This is a genomic window from Amycolatopsis sp. lyj-112, assembly GCF_046549055.1.
Taxonomy (GTDB): domain Bacteria; phylum Actinomycetota; class Actinomycetes; order Mycobacteriales; family Pseudonocardiaceae; genus Amycolatopsis.
The window spans coordinates 379986-398990 of sequence record NZ_JAJPWS010000001.1 but is presented as its reverse complement, the minus strand read 5'-3'; the positions used below and the strand labels follow the sequence as shown (position 1 = coordinate 398990).

At 67.2% G+C, this 19005-nt stretch carries 21 protein-coding genes and 1 pseudogene; 5 read left to right on the top strand and 17 right to left on the bottom strand.

Going from position 1 to position 19005, the window contains the following annotated elements; all coding sequences use genetic code 11:
* Positions 1 to 14: 14 nt before the first annotated feature.
* A complete protein-coding gene (locus ACLJRL_RS01860; protein ID WP_410654214.1) occupies positions 15 to 977 on the bottom strand; it encodes a patatin-like phospholipase family protein in 963 nt (320 codons plus the stop codon).
* Positions 978 to 1311: 334 nt separating this feature from the next.
* On the bottom strand, positions 1312 to 1971 hold the full coding sequence (nucS, locus tag ACLJRL_RS01855) for an endonuclease NucS (protein ID WP_410654213.1): 660 nt from the start codon (positions 1969 to 1971) through the stop codon (positions 1312 to 1314).
* A 37-nt stretch (positions 1972 to 2008) separates the two neighbouring features.
* Between nucS and ACLJRL_RS01850 the strand changes: the two genes are divergently transcribed.
* A complete protein-coding gene (locus tag ACLJRL_RS01850) occupies positions 2009 to 2551 on the top strand; it encodes an NUDIX domain-containing protein (protein WP_410654212.1) in 543 nt (180 codons plus the stop codon).
* A gap of 52 nt (positions 2552 to 2603) precedes the next feature.
* Here ACLJRL_RS01850 and ACLJRL_RS01845 read toward each other — a convergent pair whose 3' ends face one another.
* A complete protein-coding gene (locus tag ACLJRL_RS01845) occupies positions 2604 to 3377 on the bottom strand; it encodes an enoyl-CoA hydratase-related protein (protein ID WP_410654211.1) in 774 nt (257 codons plus the stop codon).
* Entirely contained in the window at positions 3350 to 4336 is a 987-nt protein-coding gene (locus ACLJRL_RS01840; RefSeq protein WP_410654210.1) for a GlxA family transcriptional regulator, read from the bottom strand. The genes ACLJRL_RS01845 and ACLJRL_RS01840 overlap by 28 nt, the downstream gene beginning before the upstream one ends.
* Before the next feature lie 72 nt (positions 4337 to 4408).
* Between ACLJRL_RS01840 and ACLJRL_RS01835 the strand changes: the two genes are divergently transcribed.
* Entirely contained in the window at positions 4409 to 4969 is a 561-nt protein-coding gene (locus tag ACLJRL_RS01835) for a cysteine hydrolase family protein (protein WP_410654209.1), read from the top strand.
* A gap of 216 nt (positions 4970 to 5185) precedes the next feature.
* Positions 5186 to 5530 (top strand): annotated as a pseudogene (locus tag ACLJRL_RS01830) (DDE-type integrase/transposase/recombinase); the annotation flags it as partial.
* A 67-nt stretch (positions 5531 to 5597) separates the two neighbouring features.
* Here ACLJRL_RS01830 and ehuA read toward each other — a convergent pair.
* The 6 genes from ehuA to ACLJRL_RS01800 all read right to left on the bottom strand — a co-directional run bounded on the left by ehuA (position 5598) and on the right by ACLJRL_RS01800 (position 11436).
* Positions 5598 to 6362, bottom strand: a complete 765-nt coding sequence (gene ehuA / locus ACLJRL_RS01825; protein WP_410655127.1) for an ectoine/hydroxyectoine ABC transporter ATP-binding protein EhuA — start codon at positions 6360 to 6362, stop codon at positions 5598 to 5600.
* A gap of 7 nt (positions 6363 to 6369) precedes the next feature.
* The gene (ehuD, locus tag ACLJRL_RS01820) at positions 6370 to 7026 is read right to left on the bottom strand and encodes an ectoine/hydroxyectoine ABC transporter permease subunit EhuD (RefSeq protein WP_410654208.1); all 657 of its coding nucleotides are present in this window, start codon (positions 7024 to 7026) and stop codon (positions 6370 to 6372) included.
* Positions 7026 to 7721: an ectoine/hydroxyectoine ABC transporter permease subunit EhuC gene (gene ehuC / locus ACLJRL_RS01815; RefSeq protein ID WP_410654207.1), complete on the bottom strand. Its 696-nt coding sequence runs from the start codon at positions 7719 to 7721 to the stop codon at positions 7026 to 7028. The genes ehuD and ehuC overlap by 1 nt, the downstream gene beginning before the upstream one ends.
* A 13-nt stretch (positions 7722 to 7734) precedes the next feature.
* Positions 7735 to 8628, bottom strand: coding sequence for an ectoine/hydroxyectoine ABC transporter substrate-binding protein EhuB (gene ehuB / locus ACLJRL_RS01810; RefSeq protein ID WP_410654206.1), 894 nt, complete (start codon positions 8626 to 8628; stop codon positions 7735 to 7737).
* Between the two features lie 117 nt (positions 8629 to 8745).
* The gene (locus tag ACLJRL_RS01805; RefSeq protein WP_410654205.1) at positions 8746 to 10767 is read right to left on the bottom strand and encodes a protein meaA; all 2022 of its coding nucleotides are present in this window, start codon (positions 10765 to 10767) and stop codon (positions 8746 to 8748) included.
* A gap of 90 nt (positions 10768 to 10857) precedes the next feature.
* Entirely contained in the window at positions 10858 to 11436 is a 579-nt protein-coding gene (locus ACLJRL_RS01800) for a hypothetical protein (protein WP_410654204.1), read from the bottom strand.
* Between the two features lie 145 nt (positions 11437 to 11581).
* On the opposite strand from ACLJRL_RS01800, the gene ACLJRL_RS01795 reads away from it, so the two are divergent.
* A complete protein-coding gene (locus ACLJRL_RS01795) occupies positions 11582 to 12208 on the top strand; it encodes a LysE family translocator (RefSeq protein WP_410654203.1) in 627 nt (208 codons plus the stop codon).
* On the opposite strand, the gene murA is transcribed toward ACLJRL_RS01795, so the two are convergent.
* A complete protein-coding gene (gene murA / locus ACLJRL_RS01790) occupies positions 12205 to 13479 on the bottom strand; it encodes a UDP-N-acetylglucosamine 1-carboxyvinyltransferase (protein WP_410654202.1) in 1275 nt (424 codons plus the stop codon). The genes ACLJRL_RS01795 and murA overlap by 4 nt on opposite strands.
* Before the next feature lie 61 nt (positions 13480 to 13540).
* Between murA and ACLJRL_RS01785 the strand changes: the two genes are divergently transcribed.
* Positions 13541 to 14113: a cob(I)yrinic acid a,c-diamide adenosyltransferase gene (locus ACLJRL_RS01785; protein ID WP_410654201.1), complete on the top strand. Its 573-nt coding sequence runs from the start codon at positions 13541 to 13543 to the stop codon at positions 14111 to 14113.
* 70 nt (positions 14114 to 14183) lie between these two features.
* Here the strand turns inward: ACLJRL_RS01785 and ACLJRL_RS01780 are convergent, their stop codons facing one another.
* The 6 genes from ACLJRL_RS01780 to ACLJRL_RS01755 all read right to left on the bottom strand — a co-directional run bounded on the left by ACLJRL_RS01780 (position 14184) and on the right by ACLJRL_RS01755 (position 18995).
* Complete coding sequence (locus ACLJRL_RS01780) at positions 14184 to 14336, bottom strand: hypothetical protein (RefSeq protein WP_410654200.1); 153 nt, start codon at positions 14334 to 14336, stop codon at positions 14184 to 14186.
* A gap of 75 nt (positions 14337 to 14411) precedes the next feature.
* Positions 14412 to 15647 carry a 3-phosphoshikimate 1-carboxyvinyltransferase gene (gene aroA / locus ACLJRL_RS01775; protein ID WP_410654199.1) on the bottom strand — a complete coding sequence of 412 codons (1236 nt, stop codon included), beginning with the start codon at positions 15645 to 15647 and terminating at the stop codon, positions 14412 to 14414.
* A 42-nt stretch (positions 15648 to 15689) separates the two neighbouring features.
* A complete protein-coding gene (locus ACLJRL_RS01770; RefSeq protein ID WP_410654198.1) occupies positions 15690 to 16124 on the bottom strand; it encodes a DUF2550 domain-containing protein in 435 nt (144 codons plus the stop codon).
* Between the two features lie 25 nt (positions 16125 to 16149).
* Complete coding sequence (locus ACLJRL_RS01765) at positions 16150 to 16515, bottom strand: F0F1 ATP synthase subunit epsilon (protein WP_410654197.1); 366 nt, start codon at positions 16513 to 16515, stop codon at positions 16150 to 16152.
* Between the two features lie 114 nt (positions 16516 to 16629).
* Complete coding sequence (gene atpD / locus ACLJRL_RS01760; RefSeq protein WP_410654196.1) at positions 16630 to 18057, bottom strand: F0F1 ATP synthase subunit beta; 1428 nt, start codon at positions 18055 to 18057, stop codon at positions 16630 to 16632.
* Positions 18057 to 18995: a F0F1 ATP synthase subunit gamma gene (locus tag ACLJRL_RS01755; RefSeq protein WP_410654195.1), complete on the bottom strand. Its 939-nt coding sequence runs from the start codon at positions 18993 to 18995 to the stop codon at positions 18057 to 18059. Before ACLJRL_RS01755 ends, atpD begins: the two co-directional genes overlap by 1 nt.
* Between the last annotated feature and the right edge of the window lie 10 nt (positions 18996 to 19005).

The window sequence follows — 19005 nt, the reverse complement described above, 5'->3', positions numbered from 1 at the left end:
AGCGCCGGCGAGTTTCACTGCGGCACGATCTTTTCCAGAAACCGCCGCGCGGCCTCCCGCCCGTTTTCGAAGAGATGTTTCTTCTCCTCGTCACCGAGCTTGAAGTCGACGGCGGAAACACCTGTCGTGTCGACGTACACGGTCCGCCGGTTGACACCTTCCTCGTGCAACCGGTAACGATTCCAGTCCGACGTCAGGGTTTCGAGCGAACCGATGGCGATCCGCAACGCTCCCTTCACCGCTTTGTCGCGACCGCCCACCGGTTCCCCGGAAAGCTTCACTCCCCACGTCGGCCACCGCGACGGCTTCGAGTCCGTCCGGTCGAAGACCGTGATCGGGAAGTTCGAGAGCAGGCCGCCGTCGACCCAGGTGACGGTGCCCTCCGGCCGGACGTCGAACTGCACCGGCCGGAAGTAGAACGGGATCGACATCGACGCGCGGACGGCGTCGACGATCTTCTCCTCGCCGGGGTCGTGGCCGTACTGCGAATAGTCCCAAGGCAACCGGACCAGCACGCGACGGGTCAGATCGCTGACGTGGACGACGAGCGAATACCGTTGATAGGAACGCAAAGTGCTCTCGGAGTCTTCGATGGCGAGATCGGCGAAAGTACGCACGCCGAGCTCGTCCAGCAAAGGCGTGAGCCATTCCGCGAGATAGTCGCCGCTGTGCATCCCGTCGTGCAGGAGCAGATCGACGCCGTCACCGATCGGGCCGGCGACCTTGTCGACCAGGGACTGATCCTGGAACTTGCGGCAATCCATGTCGTTCATCACCGCTTCCAGGCCACCGAGATCCTTCCCGGCTTTCTGATAAGCGGCGACCAGAGTGGCGACGATGGCGCCCGCGCTCGTCCCGGCGATCCGCGGGAACGTGTAGCCCGCCTCATGCAACTCCAGCACCGCGCCCAGCAGCCCGATACCTTTGACCCCGCCGCCTTCGAGTACCAGATCGACGCGCTTCACCGAATCAGCCATGGCTCATCACCCCTGCACCCGCGACCGCCGTATGTCGGCGGTACCCCTCGCGGAAATCGAGTGTGGCACAACGCGAGACAAGCGAATCCGGCGTTCACCCGAATGACCCATAAATAGCTGGTTCTTTTGCTCGACCGGCCGAGTTCGTTAATTTCTCGCTGCCCTTTCGGGCATTCTGTGGCGCGAGAAAGAATGCAGATACACATTCAAGGACTCGATCGGATATCGGCTGTTCAGCGCCCGGGCTCCCGCTGCTCCCGCAAGTAGTCCTCTAGTTGCGGTACTTGCGCGTGCAACTACCGCAACTAGAGGACTACTTGCGAGAGAGACGGGTCTAGAACAGGCGGAATTCGTTCGACTCGATGCCGCGCAGAGCGTCGTAGTCCAGGGTGAGACACCGGATCCCCCGGTCCTCGGCCAGCGTCCGCGCCTGCGGCTTGATGATCTGCGCGGCGAAGACGCCCTGCACCGGCGCCAGCAACGGGTCGCGGTTGAGCAGTTCGAGGTACCGCGTGAGCTGCTCGACGCCGTCGATCTCGCCGCGCCGCTTGATCTCGACGGCGACGCTGGCACCGTCGGCGTCGCGCGCCATGATGTCGACCGGGCCGATCGCGGTCGGGAATTCCCGGCGCACCAACGTGTAGCCGTCACCGAGGGTCTTGATGTGCTCGGCGAGCAGTGCCTGCAGGTGCGCCTCGACGCCGTCCTTCTGCAGGCCCGGTTCCACACCCAGTTCCCGGGCGTGGTCGTGGAAGATCTCCTCGATCGTGATGACGAGCTTCTCCCCCTGCTTGTTCTCGACGATCCACAGCTTGCCGTCTTCGATCAGCCAGCACGGCGGGCTCATCCAGTTCAGCGGCTTGTAGGCCCGGTCGTCCGAGTGCACGGACACCGAGCCGTCGGCCTTGACGAGCAACAGCCGGGTGGCCATCGGCAGATGGGCGGTCAGACGGCCGGCGTAGTCGACCTGGCAACGAGCGATCACTAGGCGCACCACGCGAGGGTAGGACAAGCATGGCGATACTGGTCGCATGGACCCCATTCAGCGTGTCAGCTCGCGCGAGGTGTACCGGAACAACTGGATGACCGTGCGCGAAGACGCCGTCCGGCGGCCCGATGGTTCAGAAGGGATCTACGCCGTCATCGACAAGCCCACCTGCGCCGTGGTGATCCCCTCCGACGGCGCCAGGTTTCACCTGGTCGAGCAGTTCCGGTACCCGCTGGGCCTGCGGCGCTGGGAGTTCCCGATGGGCACCGCCCCCGACCGCGCCGACGTCCCGCCGCCCGAACTCGCCGCGCGCGAACTGCGCGAAGAGACCGGGCTGATCGCCGGGTCGATGGTGGACATCGGCCTGGTCGACGTCGCCGCCGGGGTGTCGAGCCAGCGCGGGCGCGTGTTCCTCGCCACCGCTCTCACGCAGGGCGAGGCTCAGCGTGAGGTCGAGGAGCAGGACATGCGGACGGCGTGGTTCGAACGGGACGAGTTCGAGAAGATGATCACTTCGGGCGACGTCACCGACGCCCAGACGCTGGCCGCCTACACGCTGCTGCTCATGCACGAACGCGTGTCATGAACGACTCGTTACTTGCAAATTTTGCAAGTACCGAGTCGTTCATGGCATCGGCTCAGTCGGGCCACACCGGGGAACGCTTCTCCAGGAAGGACGCCATCCCCTCACGCGCCCCGGGCAGCTGCGACGCCGACGCCATGACCTCGAGCGCCAGCGCGTAGGCGTCGGCCTCGGGCCGGTCCAGCTGCGCGTACAGGGTCTGCTTCCCCATCGCCTTGCTCGCCCGGCTGCCGCGCGTGGCGCGTCCCAGCAGCGAAGCGACGGCCTCGTCCAGCTCATCGTCCGGGACGACGCGGTTCACCAGGCCCCAGTCCAGCGCGGTCGCCGCGTCGATGACGTCGCCGGTGAGCGCCAGTTCCATCAGCCGCTTCCGCCCGATCGCCCTGGCCACCGGCACCGCGGGGGTATGGCAGAACCAGCCGGCCTTGCCGCCCTGCAGGGCGAACCCGGCCGATTCGGCGGCGACGGCGAGGTCGCACGAGGCCGCCAGCTGGCAACCGGCCGCGGTCGCGAGCCCGTGCACCCTCGCGATGACGACCTGCGGCACCGACTGCATCGTCCCCATCAGATCCGTGCACAGCCGCAGCAGCTCGCGCACACCCATCAGGTCGCGCGCGGCGACGTCGCCGAAGTCGTGTCCCGCCGAGAACACCGGCCCGGCGCCCGCCAGGACGATCCCGGTGGCGTCGGTCTCCCCGGCCTCGCGGAACGCCGCGAGCAGTTCGGTCAGGTGGTCCTCGGACAGCGAGTTCCGCCGCGCGGCCCGGTTCATGGTGATCGTGACGGTGTCGCCGTCACGCTTCACGAGGATGTGCTCGTACTCGGCCATGCTTCGACGGTAACCGACCGGAACGTCCGGCGGTACGAATCGGGGCCGACCCCGACCTCGGCCCGCAGCCGCCGCCGCAGATTGGCGGCGGTACCCAGGCCGGACCGCTGCGCGACCCGCTCGACCGGGAGTTCGGTGGTCTCCAGCAGCCGCCGGGCCAGCCGGACCCGCTGGGCGCGCAGCCAGCGTCCGGGTGTCGCCCCGGTGGCGGCCGCGAACTCTCGATGGAAGGTCCGCTCGCTCAGTCCGGCGTGGACGACGAGGTCGTCGACGCCGATGTCGTCGGCGATCCGCTCCAACGCCCAGTCCATTGTGGACGACACACTCGGCCGGGACGGCTTGGGCGGCAACGGGTTGTCGACATATTGCCGCTGTCCACCTTCTCGCGACGGCGGCATCACCAGCCGCCGGGCGAGCGCGGCCGCGACCTCGGCGCCGTGCTCGCGGCGCACCAGATGCAGGCACAGGTCGAGGCCGCCGACCACACCGGCCGACGTCAGCACGTCACCCTCGTCGGTGAACAGCACGTCGCGCTGGACTATGGCCGACGCCGCGGCGGTTTCGAGGTCGTCCAGCAGCCGCCAGTGCGTGGTGACCGAACGGCCGTCGAGCAGCCCGGCCGCGGCCAGGGTGAACGCGCCCGAGCACAGCGACGCGACGGTGATCCCGGCCCGGTGCACCTTGCGGAGCGCGGCGACGGCGGCCGCGGGCACCTCGGCGAGCGGCTCGACCCGGCCGGGCGCGAGGACGAGATCGCAGCCGTCGAGCCCGTTGAGCCCATGCGTCGCCTCGATCTGCCCGAACGGCCGGACCGCGATCCGCGCACGGCCCGGCGCGCACAGGCGGACCTCGAACGGCCCGATACCGCTGTCGGTCCGGTCGACACCCCAGACCTCGCCGATCACGCCCAGGTCGAAGGCCCGGCTGCCCGGCAGGAGGAGAACGCCCACGGTTCGCATGGCAGAAAAGTACCGCATCGCGCGTCTTCTGCCACTCCCCTTGCGGCCATCGCGCGCACGAGACTCGATGTCATGACCACTGAAACCAAGGCCCTGCTCGTGATCGACGTCCAGCGCGGCTTCGACAAGCCTGTCTGGGGACCGCGCAACAACCCCGGCGCGGAAGCCAACATCAAGGCGCTCGTCGACGCCTACCAGGAGCGCGGGCTGCCGATCGTGCTGGTGCACCACGACTCGGTCAAACCCGGCTCGTCGCTGCAGCCCGGCCAGGAGGGCAACCACTTCAAGCCCGAACTCGACGGCGTGCGCGCGGATCTGGTGTTCGGCAAGAAGGTCAACTCGGCCTTCCACGGCGACGTCGATCTCGACGGCTGGCTGAAGACGCGGGGCATCACGTCGTTCGTGCTCGCCGGGATCCAGACGAACTTCTGCTGCGAGACCACCGCGCGCGTCGGCGGGAACCTCGGCTACGACGTCACTTTCGCCCTCGACGCGACGTTCACCTTCGACCTCGCCGGGCCGGACGGGAGCGTCCTCACCGCCGACGAACTGTCCAAGGCGACCGCGACGAACCTGCACGGTGGCGGGTTCGCCACGGTCACCTCGACGAAGGAGATCCTCGGCAGCCTCTGAGTCGCATGAAGGCTCCACCGGAAGTGCGTGAGGGCGACGGCGCACCGGGTCGCGGCTTGCGACCTCGATGGGGACCGAAACGCGGGGACTGTGTGGATTTTGGGACGTCAGATGTCCCAAAATCCACACAGTCACCAACCTGGCCAGGCTCCCCGTGACGACACCGCAAGCCACTTACACGGTGCACGCGGTCCTGCGCCGTTATGGCATGCCCAGGGCAACATCCCCGACGGAGGCGGGCACCGGGTCACCGGCCGCCAAGCCGGGCAGCGACACCCACCCGCACACCAGGCAAGACCTTGGACGGCAACGGCAACAGCCATGTCGGCTACAGCTACCTGCACAACGCGGTCGACGACCATTCCGCCTGGCTTACAGCGCAATCCTGCCCGACGAAAAGAAAGACACCGCGGCCGCGTTCTGGCAACGAGTACAGACCTTCTTCACCAGCAACGGAATCACCGTCCCACGAGTGCTCACCGACAACGGCGCATGCACAAATCCCACCTCTGGCGCGACACCCTGCGCGACGCGGGCATCACCCACAAACGCACCCGCCCCGCGGCCACACCGCACTCAACGGCCAACCACCCGCCAGCCGCGTCCCCAACCTCTCAGGTCAGTACAACTAGGCGCGGTCGATCACCGCCTTGAGGAACCGCCGCGTCCGGGCGTGATCGGGATCGTTGAACAACTTGTCCGGCGCGGCGTCCTCCAGCACCTGTCCCTGGTCGAACATCATCACGCGATCCGACACGTCCCGCGCGAACTGCATCTCATGCGTGACACAGAGGATCGTGATGTCGGTGGACGCCGCGATCTCGCGCAGCACACGCAGGACGTCGGCGACCAGTTCGGGGTCGAGTGCCGAGGTGACCTCGTCCAGCAGCAGCACGTCCGGCCGCATCGCCAGTGCCCGTGCGATCGCGACGCGCTGCTGCTGGCCGCCCGAAAGCCGCGTGGGATGCGCGTTCTGCTTGTCCGTAAGCCCGACCATGTCCAGGAGGTCGACGGCTCGCGCCTCGGCCTCCTCACGGGGGACGCCGAGCGAGTGGATCGGCGCCTCGGTGATGTTGCGCAGCACGTTCATGTTGGGGAACAGGTTGAACTGCTGGAACACCATGCCGATCCGCTTGCGCACGTCCCGCAGGTACTTCTCGTCCGAGGGCACCTGCTTCTCACCGCGCTTCATATGGCTCAGGTAGTCGCCGCAGACCTCGATGGTGCCGCCGTCGACCTTCTCCAAGGTCATCAGCAGCCGCAGGATCGTCGTCTTCCCGGACCCGCTCGGCCCGATCAGCGAGACGAATTCCCCTGGCGCGACGGTGAAATCGAGGTCTCGCAGCACAACGTGGTCACCGTAGGACTTGACCACCTGCGAGAACCGGATCATCGGGGAATCAACTGTGGGCGGCACGACGCTCCAACCTTCTCACCAGAATCGAAGCCGGCAGGCTCACCAGCAGGAACAGCACCCCGGCCAGGGTGTACGGCTCGATGACGCGGAACGTTTCGGCGCCGACCTCCTTCGCTCTGGCCAGCACATCGACGACTCCGATCGCCAGGAGCAACGGGGTCTCCTTGAACATCGAGATCGTGTAGTTGCCCAGCGCGGGCAGCACCCGCGGGACGGCCTGCGGGAGCACGACGGCCGTCCACACCCGGGATCGGGGTAGGTTCAGCGCGGTCGCGGCCTCCCACTGTCCTTTCGGGACGGCTTCGATCCCGGCCCGGTAGACCTCGGCGGCGTAGGTCGCGTAATGCACGCCGAGCGCCACCACACCGGTGACGAACGGCGACATCGTGAACCCCGTCAAAGGCGGTACCAGGTAGAAGATCGCGAACACCTGGATCAGCAACGGTGTGCTGCGGACGAACTCGATGAACAGCCAGACCGCCCGGGACAGCACCGGGATCTTCGCGCGCCGGACCAAGGCGAACGCCAGGCCGAGCGCGTAGCCGACCACCGAGGCGAGCAGGGTGATCTCGACGGTGACGAGCAGACCTTCGAGCAGCAAAGGAATCGAGTCGTAGGCCGCTTCCCAGCTCCAGTCCATCACACACCCCCCGCCGTGGCCGTCATCTTGGCCGGCGCTCTGCCGAGCCGTCGCGCCGAGAACCGTTCCAGCGCCCGCATCCCGGTGGTGATGAGCACGGCGAGCAGGAGGTAGAGCACGAGTTCGGTGCCGTAGATCCAGCCGATCTCGGCGCCGAACACCGGCCGCAGCAGTTCACCTTGGCGCGCCATCTCCGGAACGGCGATGAACGACAACAGGGCGGTGCTCTTCAGCAACTGGATGAACAGGTTGTTGAACGGTGGCAGCATTTCCGCGAACGCCTGCGGCAGGATCACCCGTCGCATCCGCTGAGCGGGCGACAGATTGAGCGCGACAGCGCCCTCGAACTGCGCGCGCGGAACCGAATTCACCGCTCCGCGAACGATTTCCGCGCCGTAGGCCCCATGGTTGAGCCCCAGCACCAGGATCCCGGCGAACATCGGCACCAGCTGGAAACCGACGAGCACCGGCAGCACGAAGAACAGCCAGAACAACTGGACCACTTCCGACGTGCCACGGAAGATCTCGACGTAGACGCGGGAAATCCCCCGCACCACCCGGGACGGCGATCTCAGTGCGAGCCCGGCGACCAGGGAAAGCACCACGGTGAGCGCGATCCCGCCGAGCGCGGCGGTGACGGTCGCGGTCAGTCCACTGAGGACGGACGTGATGATATGCGATACCGACGACGACATGACGTCAGCCCCGTTACACCGCGCAGAGTTTCTCGGTGGTGACTTCGGCCTTCGGCAGGTTGTCCGCCGAGAAGCCGAACGGTGTCACGATCCGGGTCCATTCCCCGCTGTCGTGCAGTTTCTTGAGTTCGGCGTTGAACGCCTCACGCAACGGGCTGTCGTCCCTGCGGAACACGAACGCACCGGCGGAAACCACCGGCTGGCCGTTCTTGATCGGGTCGAAGCCCTGGGTGACCTCGGCCGCCGCGCCGGGGTTCTTCAGCAGCACGTCCTTGAGCGAGATGTCGGTCAGCGCGGCGCAGTAGACCCGGCCGTCGGTGACCGCGCGGAGCATGTTGTCCTGCGAATCGAGGGTGATGATCTGGTCCTCGGCGACACCGGAATCGGTGGCGTACCCCTTTTCCACCGCGGCCGAGAGCACGGCGACCTTGACCTTCTTCGCCGCGATGTCCTCGAACTTCAGGATCTGCTGCGGATTTCCCTTCGGGACCAGCAAAGCCGTCAGCGCCGAGTAGTCGGGGATCGAGAAGGCCGCCGCGTCGCAGCGTTCCTTCTTGATGTTCATCCCGGCCGCGACGATGTCGTACTGCCTGGCGTTGAGCGCGGGGATCAGCTGATCGAAGGAAACGGCGCTGGCCTCGACGTTGTCGATGCCCATCGCCTTGAAGACGGCGCGCGCCACCTCCGGCGCTTCGCCGGTGACCTTGCCGGCTTGATCCGTGAAACCGTAGGGTGCTTCGTTCGCGATGCCGATCTTGATCTTCTTGGCTTCCTTGGCCGCTTGCAACGCATCGCCTGATGACGTCGACGTGCACGCGGACAGCAGAACCGGACCGCCGATCGTGACCGCACCCAGGACGGCCGACCGCCGGAAGAACTCCCGCCTTGACCACTCGCCGTGCGTCATAGCAGCACCTCTTTTCGATTAATCGGTTTAATCGAAACGTAGGTGGGTACCTTTGCCAGGGCAGTGTGAGCGGGTCACGCACCAACTGCCGTTACGGTACCGAGATTTACGGTGACTTTAAGTGCTCAGGCCGTGGCGCTCCCGGACCAAACTCACGATTCCGTCCATGATTCCGGTGAGTTCGTAGTCCTTGGGCGTGAAGACCCGCGCGATCCCGCGCTCCAGCAGGAGCTTCTCGTCGTCGGGCGGGATGATGCCGCCGACGATGACCGGGATGTCGCCCGCGCCGGCCGCCCGCAGGCCGTCCACGACCTGAGGCACGACCTCGAGGTGCGACCCGGAAAGCACCGACAGCCCGACCACGTGCACGCCCTCCTGGACTGCGGCCGCGACGATCTGGTCCGGAGTCAGCCGGATTCCCTGGTACACCACCTCGAAGCCGACGTCGCGCGCCCGCACGGCCACCTGCTCGGCGCCGTTGGAATGCCCGTCGAGACCGGGCTTGCCGACCAGGATCCGCAGCCGCTCACCGATTTCGGTGCTCGTCGCCTTGATCCGGCCACGGACCCGGCGGATCTCTTCGCTGCCTTCACCCGCCGCGGCCGACGCGGAAACCCCGGTGGGAGCGCGGTATTCGCCGAACACGTCGCGCAGGGCCCAGGACCATTCCCCGGTGGTGACACCGGCGCGGACGCAGTCGAGCGTGGCTTCGAAAAGGTTCTCCGAGGTCTTCGCGATGGCCTTCAGGTTCTCCAGCGATGCCTCGGCGGCCGCGTTGTCGCGGTGCGCGCGCCATTCCTCGATGGCGCTCACGGCCTGCTTCTCCACGGCCGGGTCGATGGTCTCGATCGCCTTGGCGCCTTCGGCTTGCAGCGGCGAGGGCTCGGTGGTCTCGAACTTGTTGACCCCGACCAGGATCCGCTCGCCGTTCTCCATGCCACGCCGGTTTTCCGCGAGCGCGGCGACGAGCTGCGACTTCATGTAGCCGCTCTCGACGGCCGCGACCGCGCCACCGAGGTCCTGCACCCGCGCGATCTCCTCGCGCGCGCCCGCCATGATCTCGTCGACCTTGGCCTGGATGACGTGCGAGCCGTCGAAGATGTCCTCGTACTCCAGCAGATCGGTCTCGAAGGCCAGCACCTGCTGCATCCGCAGCGCCCACTGCTGGTCCCACGGCCGCGGCAGGCCGAGCGCCTCGTTCCAGGCAGGCAACTGGATCGCGCGGGCTCGGGAACCGCGCGACAGCGAGACCGCGAGCATTTCCAGCACGATGCGCTGGACGTTGTTCTCGGGCTGCGCCTCGGTGAGGCCCAGCGAGTTCACCTGGACGCCGTAGCGCAGCCGCCGCGCCTTCGGATCCGTTACGCCGTAACGATCCCGGGTGATCTCGTCCCAGAGCGCGGTGAACGCGCGCATCTTCGACATCTCTTCGACGAAGCGCACACCCGCGTTGACGAAGAACGAGATCCGCGCGACCACCTTGGCCATGTCGGCCGCTTCGACCTGCCCGGAATCCCGGACGGCGTCGAGGACGGCGATGGCGGTGCACAGCGCGTACGCGACCTCCTGCGTCGGCGTCGCCCCGGCTTCCTGCAGGTGGTAGCTGCAGATGTTGATGGGGTTCCACTTCGGCACGTGGTGCACGGTCCACGCGATCATGTCGGTGATCAGGCGGAGACTCGGGCCCGGCGGGAAGATGTAGGTACCGCGGGAGAGGTATTCCTTGATGATGTCGTTCTGCGTGGTGCCGGTGAGCTTGGCCAGCACCTCGTCCACGTCTCGGCCCTCGGCTTCGGCCTGCTCACGGGCCACGGAGACGTAGAGCGCCAGCAGCCACATGGCGGGCGCGTTGATCGTCATCGACGTGTTGGCCTCGGCGAGCGGGATGCCGTCGAAGAGCTGCCGCATGTCGCCGATATGCGAGACCGGGACGCCGACCTTGCCGACTTCGCCCTTGGAGAGCTGGTGGTCCGGGTCGTAGCCGGTCTGCGTGGGCAGATCGAAGGCGACGGAAAGTCCCGTCTGCCCCTTGGCGAGGTTGCGCCGGTACAGCTCGTTGGACGCGGCCGCGGACGAGTGACCGGCGTAGGTCCGCATCACCCAGGGGCGGTCCCGTTCACGGTCCGTGGGATAGGGCACGGTGCACCTCCGGGTCGGACACTGCTGGACGACCGTCCGAGTATACCGGCCGGTAACATCGGCCGCGCAGTTGAATCGAACACAGTCGGGTCATTCTCCGACGGCGTCGGCCTTCGGGGGCGTCTGGCGCTGTCGTGCCTCGTCAACGGCCCTCACGAGCCTCTCGCGCACCTTGGCGACGTCGCTGACCCCCACCAGGATGACCGGAGCTTTCCGGTCCTTCCCCTGGCCGGTGCCGTAGTTCGCCGACGCCCACGCCAGCACGCCGAGCCTGCCGAACGTGATCGTCCCGGTCTTGCCCGGCCCCGGCGTGATGACAGGGTCGGGGAGTTCCGCCAGCGACGCGGTCTCTTCCTTGCGGCGAGTGAGCGAACTGGTCGCGATGACCCGGCTGTCCGTCACCGCGTACGTCGTCGAGGCGAGCCTGAGGTACCGGACGAGCGGCCTGCCGACGAGATGGAACACGCCCGCGACGGTGAGCACGATCCACGCGGCCATATGGAACGCCGTGTCGTGGTTGTAGAAGAAGAACGCGGTGACGCCGCCCAGCCAGAGCACACCGAACGGGACGTTGAAGTAGTCACCGGGGTTGAAGAGCGGCCTGCGCACCGGCGTCCCGGCCCAGATGACCCGTTCGCCTGGAAGGAGGTCGATCTGCCCCTCATGCATGCCAAGGCACACTACCCGCCGCGGGAGCCGGTGGCAGTGTCCGAACGTCGGGTGCTTTCCGGGCCGAACGGACCTACCGCGGCCGCCGCCACTGTGACCGAAATCCGTGAGACTCGCGCGGACACGGCATCTAACGTGTGCATACGTGACGTGGAGTTCGTACAGCAGCTATCTGATCATCGTCCTCTTGATCGTCCTGGCCCCCGGCCCGGACACGATGGTGATGCTCAAGAATTCGCTGTCCGGCGGCACCCGCGGCGGTTTCCTGGCCACGGCCGGGATCTTCGCCGGCAACGCCGTCCAGGGCAGCGCCGCCGCGCTCGGCCTCGGGGTCGTCATCGCGCAGTCGCAGCCGGTGTTCGTGACGCTCAAGTGGCTCGGCGCCGCCTACCTGGTCTTCCTCGGCTTCCAGGCGCTGCGCGGCGCGTGGCGCGGCGACTACACCGGCGTCGCTGCGGTGAAGCACCAGCGCGCGAGCGGGTTCCGCCGCTTCCGCGAAGGCTTCCTTTCCAACATCACGAACCCGAAGGTCCTCGTGCTGTACCTGTCGGTGCTGCCGCAGTTCCTCGACCCCGCGACGACGTCGACGTGGGACGCGCTGCTGCTCGCCTACACCGTCGCGGTGCTGGGTTCGCTGTGGCTGATGGTCCTGCTGTTCTTCGTGCACCGCGTCCGGACCTGGCTGGAGCGCCGCAAGGTCCGCCGGGCACTCGACGGCGTCACCGGCACGGCTCTGGTCGGCTTCGGCGCCGCCCTCGCGCTCGAAGGCTAGGCTCGCTCGGGCTCGCCCGAAACGCGCTCGATGCGGGCACCGAGCCGGTTCAGGTTCTCCACGAAATGCGGGTAGCCGCGGTCGATGTGGAAGACGTCCCAGACCTCGGTGACGCTGTCCGCGCACAGCCCGGCCAGCACCAGCCCGGCCCCGGCGCGGATGTCCGCGGCCCAGACCGGTGCGCTGGAGAGCCTCTCGACGCCGCGGACGACGGCGTGGTGGCCGTCGGTACGCGCGTCGCCGGAGAGCCTCATCATCTCTTCGATGAACCGGAACCGTGCCTCGTAGATGTTCTCGGTGATCATCGAGGTGCCTTCGGACACCGCCGAAAGCGCCACCGCGAACGGCTGCAGGTCGGTCGCGAAGCCGGGGTACGGCAGCGTCACCCAGTCGACGGCCTTCGGGCGCTCCTTCTGGATGATGCGGAAACCCTTGTCGCCGAACGTCTCGACCTCGGCACCCGCCAGGCCGAGCTTGTCGAGGACCAGGTCCAGGTAGTGCGGGTTGACCCCGCGCACGGTCAGGTCGCCGCGGGTCATCGCGGCGGCGAACGCCCAGGTCGCGCCCACGATCCGGTCGCCGATCACGCGGTGCTCGGTGGGGTTCAGCTTCTCGACGCCTTCGACCGTGAGGGTCGACGTGCCGGCGCCTTCGACCTTCGCGCCCATCTCGATGAGCATCGTGCAGATGTCGACGATTTCGGGCTCGCGCGCGGCGTTGTCGATGACCGTGGTGCCCTCGGCGAGGACTGCGGCCATCAGGATGTTCTCGGTGGCGCCGACGCTCGGGAAGTCCAGCCAGATCTGCGCGCCGCGCAGGCCGTCGGCCTTCGCCACCACGCAGCCGTGCTCGATGGTGCTGGTGGCGCCCAGCTTGCGCAGGCCGTTCTGGTGCATGTCCAGTGGCCGGGAGCCGATCGCGTCACCGCCCGGCAGCGCGACGACGGCCCGCTTCAGCCGTCCGACCAGCGGTCCCAGCACGCAGACCGAGGCACGCAGTTTGCCCATCGCGGCCGAATCGGCCCGGTGCGAAAGCTCGGCCGGGGTGGTGATCTTGGCGGTGTCGCCGTCGATGACGACGTCGCAGCCCACGCTGCGCAGGACATCGCCCATCAGAGGGACGTCGAGGATCTGGGGGCAGTTCGTGATGGTCGTCGTGCCCTCGGCCAACAGGGCCGCGGCCATCAGTTTCAAGACGCTGTTCTTCGCCCCGACCACGTCGACCTCGCCGACCAGCCGTGCTCCGCCGTGCACGTCGAAGTGCTCGCTCATGGGCGCCAATCATGCCCTCTCATCCGGATTTGCCTTACGCCGGGCCGGTAGAGTCGGCTTCATGGTCGTTCGTATCAACCGCGTTTACACGAAGGTCGGCGACAACGGCACCACGGCGCTCGGCGACGGCTCCCGCGTACCGAAGACGTCGCCCCGGCTGGGCGCCTACGCCGACGTCGACGAGGCCAATTCCGTCATCGGGCTCGCGCTCGCGATGGGTGGCCTGTCCGAGGAGATCACGCGCGTCCTGCGTGGAGTACAGAACGATCTCTTCGACGTCGGCGCGGATCTGTGCGCGCCGATCGTGGAGAACCCGCCGTACGAACCGCTTCGCATCACTGAGCGGTACATCGAACGGCTCGAAGGCTGGTGCGACGAGTTCAACGAACGCGTGCCGAAGCTGACGTCGTTCATCCTGCCGGGCGGCACCCCGGGGGCGGCTTTCCTGCACCAGGCCCGCACGGTCTCGCGGCGGGCGGAGCGCTCCGGCTGGGCGCTCTACGAGGCCGAAGAGGCCGCCACGAACCAGCTGGCGCTGAAGTACCTGAACCGGCTTTCGGACCTGCTGTTCATCCTGTCCCGGCTCGCGAACCCGGACGGCGACATCCTTTGGCAGCCGGGCGGCGCGAGCTGAACCGCGCAAGACGCGGCGAAGGACGCTTTCACTGCATCAGATGCGGCGAAAGCGTCCTTCAGCTCTTGGTTCAGCCCTGCTCCTGAGTCGCCCAGTGGCGCTTCAGGTCAACTTCCGGGGTCCCGTCCTTGCCGGGATCGATGGCCTTCATCGTGATCGTGTCCTCAAGGGACCCGTGCTCGGGAAGATGGCTCCAGCGGTTCGTGTCCTCGCTCTGGGTCATGTTCGGAAGAATAGACGTGGATCACGTCGGGAGCCCGGTAGAAATGCCGGTCGATGACGATCTCATGTGCACGACTCAAACCCCCCAAGTGCCGCGAAGCCGCGCGAGGGCGTCGTGGAAACCGGGGAACGTCTTCTTCACGCATCCCGGGTCGTCGAGCGTGATGCCCGGCGTCCGCAGCCCCGTGACACTGAACGCCATCGCGATCCGGTGGTCCCGTCGGCACTTCACGAGAGCCCCCGTAGGCGACGAAGGCCGGATCTCGATCCAATCCCGGCCGGTCTCCACCGAGACGCCCATCGCGCGCAGGTTCTCCTCGCAGGCGGCGAGCCGGTCGCATTCCTTGATCCGCGTGTTGTAGACGTCCTCGATCCGCACCGGCCCGTCCGCGAACGGCGCGATGGCCGCGAGCGTCGGCACGGTGTCGGAGATGTCGCGCATGTTCACCGTGACACCGCGAAGTCCGCCGGTGCCGGTCACGGTGACGGCGTCCGAGCCGACCTCGACGTCCGCGCCCATCTGCCGCAGGACCTCGACGAAGCCCAGATCACCTTGCAGAGCGCCGGCCGAAAGCCCCGGGATCGTCACCGAACGCCCGGTCAGAGCCGCCGCGGCGAAGAAGTAGCTCGACGTCGAAGCGTCGGGCTCGATCTCGTAGCGGCACGCCTGGTACGGCGTGGGCGGCACGATGAACGTGTCGCCGTCCCGGACGACCTCGACGCCGAAGCGCCGCATCATCGCGATGGTGATCTCGACGTAGGGCACCGAAACGAGGTCGGTGACGGTGATCCGCAGTCCCTCCGCGGTCAGCGGGCCGACCAGCAGCAACGCGGTCAGGAACTGCGACGACAGGCCGGCGTCCAGCGTGAGGTCGCCGCCCTTGATCCCGGCGGCCCGCACCACCAGCGGATGGTGGCCCGGCGAGCCTTCGAAGGTGAGGTCGACGCCGAGTTCCAGCAGGGCGTCGGTGAGCGGCCCCAACGGACGGGCGCGCATCTGCTCGGACGCGTCGAAGCGAAAGGTCCCGTGCCCGGCGGCGGCCAGGGCCGGCAGAAAGCGTGCTGTGGTGGCGCCGTCGCGGCAGAAGACGTCGGCGCTGTCGGCGGCCGGGCCCTCGGGCCTGCCCTCGATGGTCCACTCGCCGGAAGTGCGGGAGATCTGATAGCCGAGCTTCAGCAGGCCTTCGGCGAAGCCCTCGGAGTCGTCCGAACGCAGCGGCCTGCTCAGCACGGTCGTGCCGTGGGCGGCGGCCGCGAGGAACAGGCCTCGGGCGGTGATCGACTTCGAACCGGGGATGTCGACGATGGTCACGGGCGCGAGCATACGGCGTGCCCGCGGAACCGATTCAGATACTCAGGAAGCGCGGGGAAGACGGCGTCCCGGTGGGGCCGACTCGAGCCAGGAGAGGAAGCCGGTGAGGGCACCCGGGCCCATCGCGATCTCGATCGCCTCCTGCGTGGCGGACTCACACCGCAGGACGATCGAGCCTTCGGGGACGGCGTACGCCTCGGTGCCGGACGGGTCGCGCCGGTCCGCGATCTCCATGCTGGCCCGCTGGAAGACCCGGTCCGGGCCGTTGCGCAGGCTCCACACCCGGAACCAGACGAACTCGTCGCCTTCGTAGCGGCCCAGCCCCAGATGCCAGCTGGACCGCGCCTCGTCCGGACGCCACCGCAGTGCGACGCTCACGCCACCACCGCGGCGCATCCGGACCCATCTCAGCGAATACCAGGCCACGACGACGGCCAGGATGGTCAGGGCCCCGAGAACACCCACGGCGATTTCCACGGCCCGGCCCCTGCCCGTTGCCCGGTCAGACCGACTGACCGGCCGCGCGAAGCTGGGCGGTCGCCCGAGCCCGCTCTTGCTCGTCTTCGCCGCTCAACGCCTTCTTGGCCGCTTCGACGTCGATCTCGTCCGAAAGCTCAGCGCTCTCGGCGAGGATGCTCACGCCGGTCGCGGTGACCGACAGGAAACCGCCGTGCACCGCTGCGCACACCGTTTCGCCGTCCGTGGTCGTCACCTTCACGACGCCACCCTCGACGAGCTGTCCAAGTACCGGCTCGTGACCGGCCATGATGCCGATCTCGCCCTCGGTGGTCTGTGCCACCACGAACGTGGCGGTACCGGACCAGAGACGGCGCTCGACGGCTACCAGCTCGACAGAAATCTCAGCCACGTAGCTTCCCTTCACCTCAGGTGCTGGCACCGAGTGTAATAGTCAAGGCTCCCAGTAAGCGAACGACGGGACCAGCGTCCACAGTAGACACTGATCCCGCCGCTCATCGGAACATCACTTCTTGGTGATTTCCTTGTACTTCTTCTCGAGGTCTTCGAGGCCACCGATACCCAGGAACGCCTGCTCCGGGTAGTGGTCGAAGTCGCCCTTGGTGATGCGGTCGAAGGACTCGATGGTCTCCGACAGCGGCACGGTCGAGCCCGGGATCTGCGTGAACGCCTCGGCGACCAGCATGTTCTGCGACAGGAACCGCTCGATGCGGCGCGCGCGCTGAACGGTCAGCTTGTCCTCTTCCGAGAGCTCGTCCATACCGAGGATCGCGATGATGTCCTGCAGTTCCTTGTACTTCTGCAGGATCCGGATGACCTCGGAGGCCACCCGGTAGTGGTCCTCACCGACGATGGCCGGGTCGAGAATGGTCGACGTCGACGCCAGCGGGTCCACCGCCGGGAAGATGCCCTTCTGGAAGACACCACGCGAAAGCTCGGTGGTGGCGTCCAGGTGGGCGAACGTCGTCGCCGGGGCCGGGTCGGTGTAGTCGTCCGCGGGGACGTAGATCGCCTGCATCGAGGTGATCGAACGACCACGGGTCGAGGTGATCCGCTCCTGGAGCTGACCCATCTCGTCGGCCAGCGTCGGCTGGTAACCCACGGCCGAAGGCATGCGGCCCAGCAGGGTCGACACCTCGGAACCGGCCTGGGTGAACCGGAAGATGTTGTCGATGAACAGCAGCACGTCCTGGTTCTGCACATCGCGGAAGTACTCCGCCATGGTCAGCGCGGACAGCGCGACGCGCATACGCGTGCCGGGCGGCTCGTCCATCTGGCCGAAGACGAGGGCGGTGTCGTTGATGACGCCGTCCTCGGACATCTCCAGGAAGAGGTCGTTGCCCTCACGGGTGCGCTCGCCGACACCGGCGAACACCGAGGTGCCACCGAAGTTCCGGGCGACACGGGTGATCATCTCCTTGATGAGCACCGTCTTGCCGACGCCGGCACCGCCGAACAGGCCGATCTTGCCGCCCTCGACGTACGGGGTCAGCAGGTCGACGACCTTGAGGCCGGTCTCCAGCATCGTCGTCTTGCCCTCGAGCTGGTCGAAGGAAGGCGGGTTGCGGTGGATGCCCCAGCGCTCGAGGTCCTCGCCGTAGCCGGGCTCGTCGAGGCACTCGCCGAGCGCGTTGTAGACGTGGCCCTTGACCTTGTCGCCCACCGGAACGGTGATGGGACCACCGGTGTTGGTGACCTCGGCACCCCGCACCAGGCCGTCCTGCGGCTGGAGCGAGATGGTGCGGACGAGGTTGTCACCGAGGTGGCTGGCGACCTCGAGGGTCACCGTCTTGCGCAGCTGCTCGAACTCGATTTCGACCTTGAGCGCGCTGAACTGGTCGGGAACGGAACCGCGCGGGAATTCGACGTCGACGACCGGGCCGGTCACCGAGACGATGCGCCCCTTGGCACGCGGGGTTTCAGTACTGGTCATCAGTCATCACTTCCTGCAGCGGTGAGCGCGTCCACGCCACCAACAATTTCGCTGATCTCCTGGGTGATCTGCGCCTGGCGGGCCTGGTTCGCCTCCCGCGTCAACGTGTTCACCAGGTCGTTCGCATTGTCCGACGCGGCCTTCATCGCGGTACGGCGCGCGGCGAGTTCCGACGCGGCCGACTCGAGCATGGCCGCGAAGATCCGCGTGTTGATGTACTTCGGCAGCAACGCGGAGAGCAGCTTTTCGGCATTGGGCTCGAACTCGTAGCTCGGGAGCAGGCCGGCGGGCTTTTCCTCTTCGTCTTCGGTGTACTCGACCTCGAGCGGCGCGACGCGCTTGGCGACCGGACGCTGGGTGAGCATCGAGACGAACTCGGTGTAGACGACGTGGATCTCGTCGACACCGAGGATGCCGTCGGCGTTGCCCGCCTCGTCGTCGGCGCCGTTGAGGAACGACTCGACGATGAGCTCACCGGCACCCGCGGCGTTGACGTAACCGGGCTGGTCGGAGAAACCCGTCCAGCCTTCGGTCACCTCGCGGCCACGGAACCGGTAGTAGCTCAGGCCCTTGTTGCCGGTCACGTACAGCACCGGCTCCTTGCCCTGCTCACGCAGCAGCGTGAGAAGCCCCTCGGTCGCCTTCAGCACGTTGGAGTTGTACCCACCGCACTGGCCCTTGTCGCTGGTGATCACGAGGACCGCCGCGCGCTTCGGGTTCGAACGCTCGACCAGGAGCGGGTGGTCGAGGTTCGACGAGGCGCTGGCCAACGCGGAGAGCACGTTCGTGATCTCGTCCGCGTAGGGCCGGGACGCCGCGACCTTCGCACGCGCCTTGGTGATGCGCGCGGTCGCGATGAGCTCCATCGCCTTGGTGATCTTGCCGATGGACTTGGTCGCCTTGATACGCGACCGGAGTTCTCGGAGTTGTGCGGCCATGAGCTACCAG